Consider the following 4,502-nt stretch of genomic DNA (forward strand, 5'->3'; position numbering starts at 1 on the left):
CCCGCGAGATCTACCACGTCCTGACCACCACGAACGCCACCGCAGCGGCCCCGACTCACCTCACAACCGCTGCTTGACATCCATAAGAGCATCCCTCCGCTTCGCCGCGGGCGGTGAGCGGACCGCGGGCGCATCCCCTGGCGCGGCGCCCCGTCGTCCGCTGTGCGAAGCCGGCGAATCGGGGTAGACGGGGGACGCCCGAGGAAAGGACCGTCTCATGACGACGTACGTGATCAGCGTCCCCGGCACCTTCACCACCGGGATCGAGGCCGGCACCCGCACCCGGCTGGCCAGGGCGCTCCGGCCCGCCGATCCGCACGGCACACGCATGGGCAGCGCCGAGGATCTGGACGCGCTCAGCGTCAACGAGGACAACACCTTCACGCTCCGCCTGACCGTGGAGGCGGACACAGGCCGGCACGCCGAGGAGGAGGCCCGCCGGCTCGCGGACTCCGCGCTCCAGGAGGCGGGGCTGGACGAGCGGACCGCACCGCTCGGGCCCGCGGTGATCACCGGTATCGACTCCGAGGTCCGCTGACCGCGAGCACCGGCGGGACATCGGGCGGCCGAAGCCCGGGCCCGGCCGGCCGTCCCGGGGCTACGATCATCCTATTTAGGTAAAATCTAGGCGTTTTCCGAACATTCAGGCGTCCGGCCCGCCGAGGGCCACCCGCCCCGCCGGAAGTGATCGATGCCCCGCAAGCGCACCTCGGACGAAGGCGACGAGCTGCTGGCCAGACTCGGTTCGCTCACCGCCCAGGCGCGCCGGCGCGCGGAGCTGCAACGCACCCAGGTCGAGCTGGCCGTCGCCCTCCAGCGCGGCATGCTCCCGCGGGACCTGCCGACCGCGCCCGGCCTGCATCTCGCGGTGCGGTACACACCCGCCAACCTCGGTCTCAACGTGGGCGGCGACTGGTACGACGCCTTCACCATGCCCGACGGCCGGATCGGGCTGTCCATCGGCGACGTGCAGGGCCACAACATCGAGGCCGCTGCCTTCATGGGCCAGGTCAGGGCCGGACTGCGGGCGCTCGCCTCGGTCACCGGCGATCCCGGGGAACTGCTGGCCCGCACCAACGACCTGCTGCTCTCCCTGGGCAGTGATCTGTTCGCCACCTGCACCTTCATGCGGCTCGACCCGGCCACCGGGGTGCTGGAGAGCGCCCGGGCCGGTCACATCCCGTTCGTCTGGGCCACGGCCGACGGGAAGTCCGGCGTCGTCGACGACGAGGGCGGACCGCCGCTCGGCATCGAACCTGGCGTCGAATTCCCGGTCACCCGGCACCGGCTCACCACCGGCGGGGTGTTCGTCCTGCTCACCGACGGTGTCGTGGAGGGGCCGAAGCTGAACATCGAGGAGGGCCTCGATCAGGTCGTACGGCTCGCCGGTGTCGCCGCCGTCGCCGGCCTGGAGCCCCGCGCGCTCGCCGCGGCCGTGATCAAGGGTGCCGAGAGCGTCGGGCACGACGACGACGCCGCCGTTCTCGTCGTGGGCCTGGACGGCCCCGCGACCCTGGCCTGAGCGCTCCGCCGCCCAAGGGCAGGGCCCGCGCCCGCCTCGCCTCGCCGACCGGCGGCCCTCGGTGTGAGATTGCTGCTGTGGTGGGTATCGAGAAGCTGCGCCGACCGGGCGGCCAAGCCGTCCAGCTGCTGGCCGTGACCGCCTGCTACTACGCGGCGGCCCGGCTCGGCCTGCTGCGCCAGCTGGCCGTCGAGGGTGCCGTCGTCACCCCCGTCTGGCCCCCGACCGGCGTCGCCGTCGCCGCGCTGCTCCTCCTCGGCCTGCGCTGCTGGCCCGGCATCACCCTCGGAGCCTTCTTCTCCGTCCTGACCCTCTCCACGCCCGGACCCGACGTGCTCGGCATCCTCTTCGGGAACACCGCCGCACCCCTGTGCGCGGCGCTGCTGCTGCGCCGGGCCGGCTTCCGTACCGACCTCAGCCGCCTGCGCGACGGCCTCGCCCTGGTGTTCTTGGGCGCGCTGGGCGCCATGCTGATCAGCGCGACCGTCGGCGTGGGCGTCCTCGCCCTCGCGGGCAGCGTGCCCCTGCACAGCTTCTGGCCCGTGTGGCTCGCCTGGTGGGTGGGCGACGCGATGGGCGTCCTGCTCGTCACCCCGCTGCTGCTGTTGCTGCACGGCGCCCGCGGACCCCTGCCCCTGCGCCGCTGGAAGGAGGCGACCGCGCTGGCCGTCGCGGCCTGCGTGCTCGTACCGCTGGCCACCCACAGCCCGCTCAGCCTGCTCTTCCTCGTCTACCCGCTCATCATCTGGGCGGCCCTGCGGTTCCAGCTCGTGGGCAGTGTGCTCTGCGCGCTGCTGACCTCGGTGGCGGCCACCGTCGCGGCCACGGACGGCGTCGGCGCGTTCGCCGGACTGAGCCGGATCGAGGTCATGGTGAAGCTCCAGGCGTTCAACGGCGGAGTGGCCCTGACCGCGCTGCTGCTGTCCGCCGTGATCATCGAGCAGCGCCACACCCGCAACTCGGTCGAGAAGGCCTGTCAGGAACTGGTGGAGGTACTGGAACACCTCACCGCGGGCGAGGCGCCGCCGCCCCGGCCGCACACGGGGGCCGAAGCCGCCGACGACGCCGACGACCGCCCGTGGCCCAGCGGGGCACCCTGAACCCTCCGCGGGCACCGTGCGTCGTCCGTGGTCCCTCGTCGCTGCCGCCTGTCAGGGTTCCGAGCGGTTCACCGGCCCCTCGTCGTCACTGCCCGGCTCCGCGGCCGGCGTCCCCGCCGATGTGGCGCGGTGCTCGCGGGACGGCGGATGGGCGGCGCCGGTGGCGCCGGGCTGACCGCCGCCCGTCGTGCCGTAGCCCCCGGGGATCCCCGGCGGTGTGTCCGCGGCGGCCTGCGCCTCACTGATGTGCCGCCGGGCCCGGACGTTCGCCCGGCGCTCCGGATACGGGTAGTCGAACGGCTGGGATCCGGCGCGCTCGCGGTCCGCCTCGCGCTGCCGGCGCGCGGCCCGCTCGGCCGCCGTCGCGTTCTCGTCCTGTCGCTTGGCCTCGTGCTCGTTCATGCGGCGCCGGGTACCCGGGCGACGGCCACCGCCAACGTCCGTTCCGGCGTGTCGGACGGCCCGCCGGGGGCACTGGGAGACGATGGGCCGAGTCCGTACGGGCACGGGGCCGGACCGGGAGGACAGGGGCGGCATGGAACAGCGGCCGGTACCAGGAAGGACAGCCGAGGACGGCACGCGCGGCGCGCCCGTGACCGCGGACCCGCCCCGGCAGCGGGACGCGGCCGACGCACGCCGCCGCATCCCGCGCACCGACACCCTCCTGCGCGACCCCCGGCTCGCCGAGGCGGCGGAGCGGCTCGGCGCGCACCGGGTGAAGGCCGCCGTACGGCAGGCGCAGGAGCGGGCCCGCGCGGGCGGCATCCCCCCGGAACAGGTACCGCAGGCGGCCCTGGACCTGCTGCCCGGCACCGCGAGCGGCCTGCGCCCGGTGCTCAACGCCACCGGGGTGCTGCTGCACACCAACCTCGGCCGGGCCCCGCTGTCCGCCGCCGCCCGGCGGGCCGTCCAGGAAGCGGCCGGCTGCACGGACGTCGAACTCGACCTGGCGACCGGTGTCCGGGCCCGCAGAGGACGCTCCGCGCTCGCCGCGCTGCGCGCCGCGGTACCGGCCGCCGGCGCCGCGCACGTCGTGAACAACGGCGCCGCCGCTCTCGTCCTCGCCGCCACCGCCCTCGCGGCCGGCAAGGAGATCGTCGTCAGCCGGGGCGAGATGGTGGAGATCGGCGACGGCTTCCGCCTGCCCGACCTGCTCGTCTCGACCGGCGCACGACTCCGCGAGGTCGGTACGACCAACCGCACGGCCCCCGCCGACTACGCCACCGCCGTCGGGCCGGACACCGGGTTCGTGCTGAAGGTCCACCCCTCCAACTTCCGGATCACCGGCTTCACCCGGTCCGCCGAGGTCGCCGAACTGACCGGCCTCGGCGTGCCGGTCGTCGTCGACATCGGCTCCGGGCTGCTCGTACCCCACCCGGCGCTGCCCGAGGAGCCCGACGCCGACACCCAACTGCGCGCCGGCGCCGCACTCGTCACCGCGAGCGGCGACAAGCTGCTCGGCGGACCGCAGTGCGGACTGCTGCTCGGCCGGGAGGACGTGGTCCGCACCCTGGCCCGGCACCCGCTGGCCCGCGCCCTGCGCGTCTGCGCATCCGGTCCCGGTCGACCGGTCCCGAACCACCCATCGCGGACGCGCGCGACGCGGCCCACAGGCCGAAGAGCGCCACGGTGAAGCCGAAGCCCAGTACGCCGGTGACGACACCGCGCCAGACGGGGCTCAGGTCCGCCATCCTGCCGGGCCCGCCCAGCATGAGCCCGGCGGCCATGACGGTGACCAGCAGCCCCAGTCCGGTGCGCCACTGTTCCGCGCTGGCCCGGGCCCGGGTGAGCGAGTCCTCCGCGTACTCGCGCCATGCCGCGTCCTCCGCGAGTTCGCGCTCGCTCAGGGGAGAGGCCGGCTCGCGGTATCGCGACGGGGG

At 74.7% G+C, this 4,502-nt stretch carries 5 protein-coding genes and 1 pseudogene; 5 read left to right on the forward strand and 1 reads right to left on the reverse strand.

Annotated elements, in window-relative coordinates; genetic code table 11:
• Nucleotides 1–217 precede the first annotated feature (217 nt).
• From ABZV94_RS40335 to ABZV94_RS40345, 3 genes are all read left to right on the forward strand, one after another.
• Nucleotides 218–538, forward strand: coding sequence for a hypothetical protein (locus ABZV94_RS40335; protein WP_356349873.1), 321 nt, complete (start codon nucleotides 218–220; stop codon nucleotides 536–538).
• A gap of 153 nt (nucleotides 539–691) precedes the next feature.
• Entirely contained in the window at nucleotides 692–1,522 is an 831-nt protein-coding gene (locus tag ABZV94_RS40340) for a PP2C family protein-serine/threonine phosphatase (protein ID WP_356349876.1), read from the forward strand.
• A 77-nt stretch (nucleotides 1,523–1,599) separates the two neighbouring features.
• A complete protein-coding gene (locus ABZV94_RS40345; RefSeq protein ID WP_356349878.1) occupies nucleotides 1,600–2,622 on the forward strand; it encodes an MASE1 domain-containing protein in 1,023 nt (340 codons plus the stop codon).
• Between the two features lie 51 nt (nucleotides 2,623–2,673).
• Here ABZV94_RS40345 and ABZV94_RS40350 read toward each other — a convergent pair whose 3' ends face one another.
• A complete protein-coding gene (locus tag ABZV94_RS40350) occupies nucleotides 2,674–3,024 on the reverse strand; it encodes a hypothetical protein (RefSeq protein WP_356349881.1) in 351 nt (116 codons plus the stop codon).
• Nucleotides 3,025–3,157: 133 nt separating this feature from the next.
• Between ABZV94_RS40350 and selA the strand changes: the two are divergent.
• Nucleotides 3,158–4,168, forward strand: a pseudogene (gene selA, locus ABZV94_RS40355) (L-seryl-tRNA(Sec) selenium transferase); the annotation flags it as partial.
• A gap of 107 nt (nucleotides 4,169–4,275) precedes the next feature.
• Nucleotides 4,276–4,502: hypothetical protein (locus tag ABZV94_RS40360; RefSeq protein WP_356349883.1), on the forward strand; the 227-nt coding region annotated here is incomplete at its 3' end.

Origin of the sequence: Streptomyces sp. NPDC004658, assembly GCF_040609555.1 — a bacterium.
Taxonomy (GTDB): Bacteria; Actinomycetota; Actinomycetes; order Streptomycetales; family Streptomycetaceae; genus Streptomyces.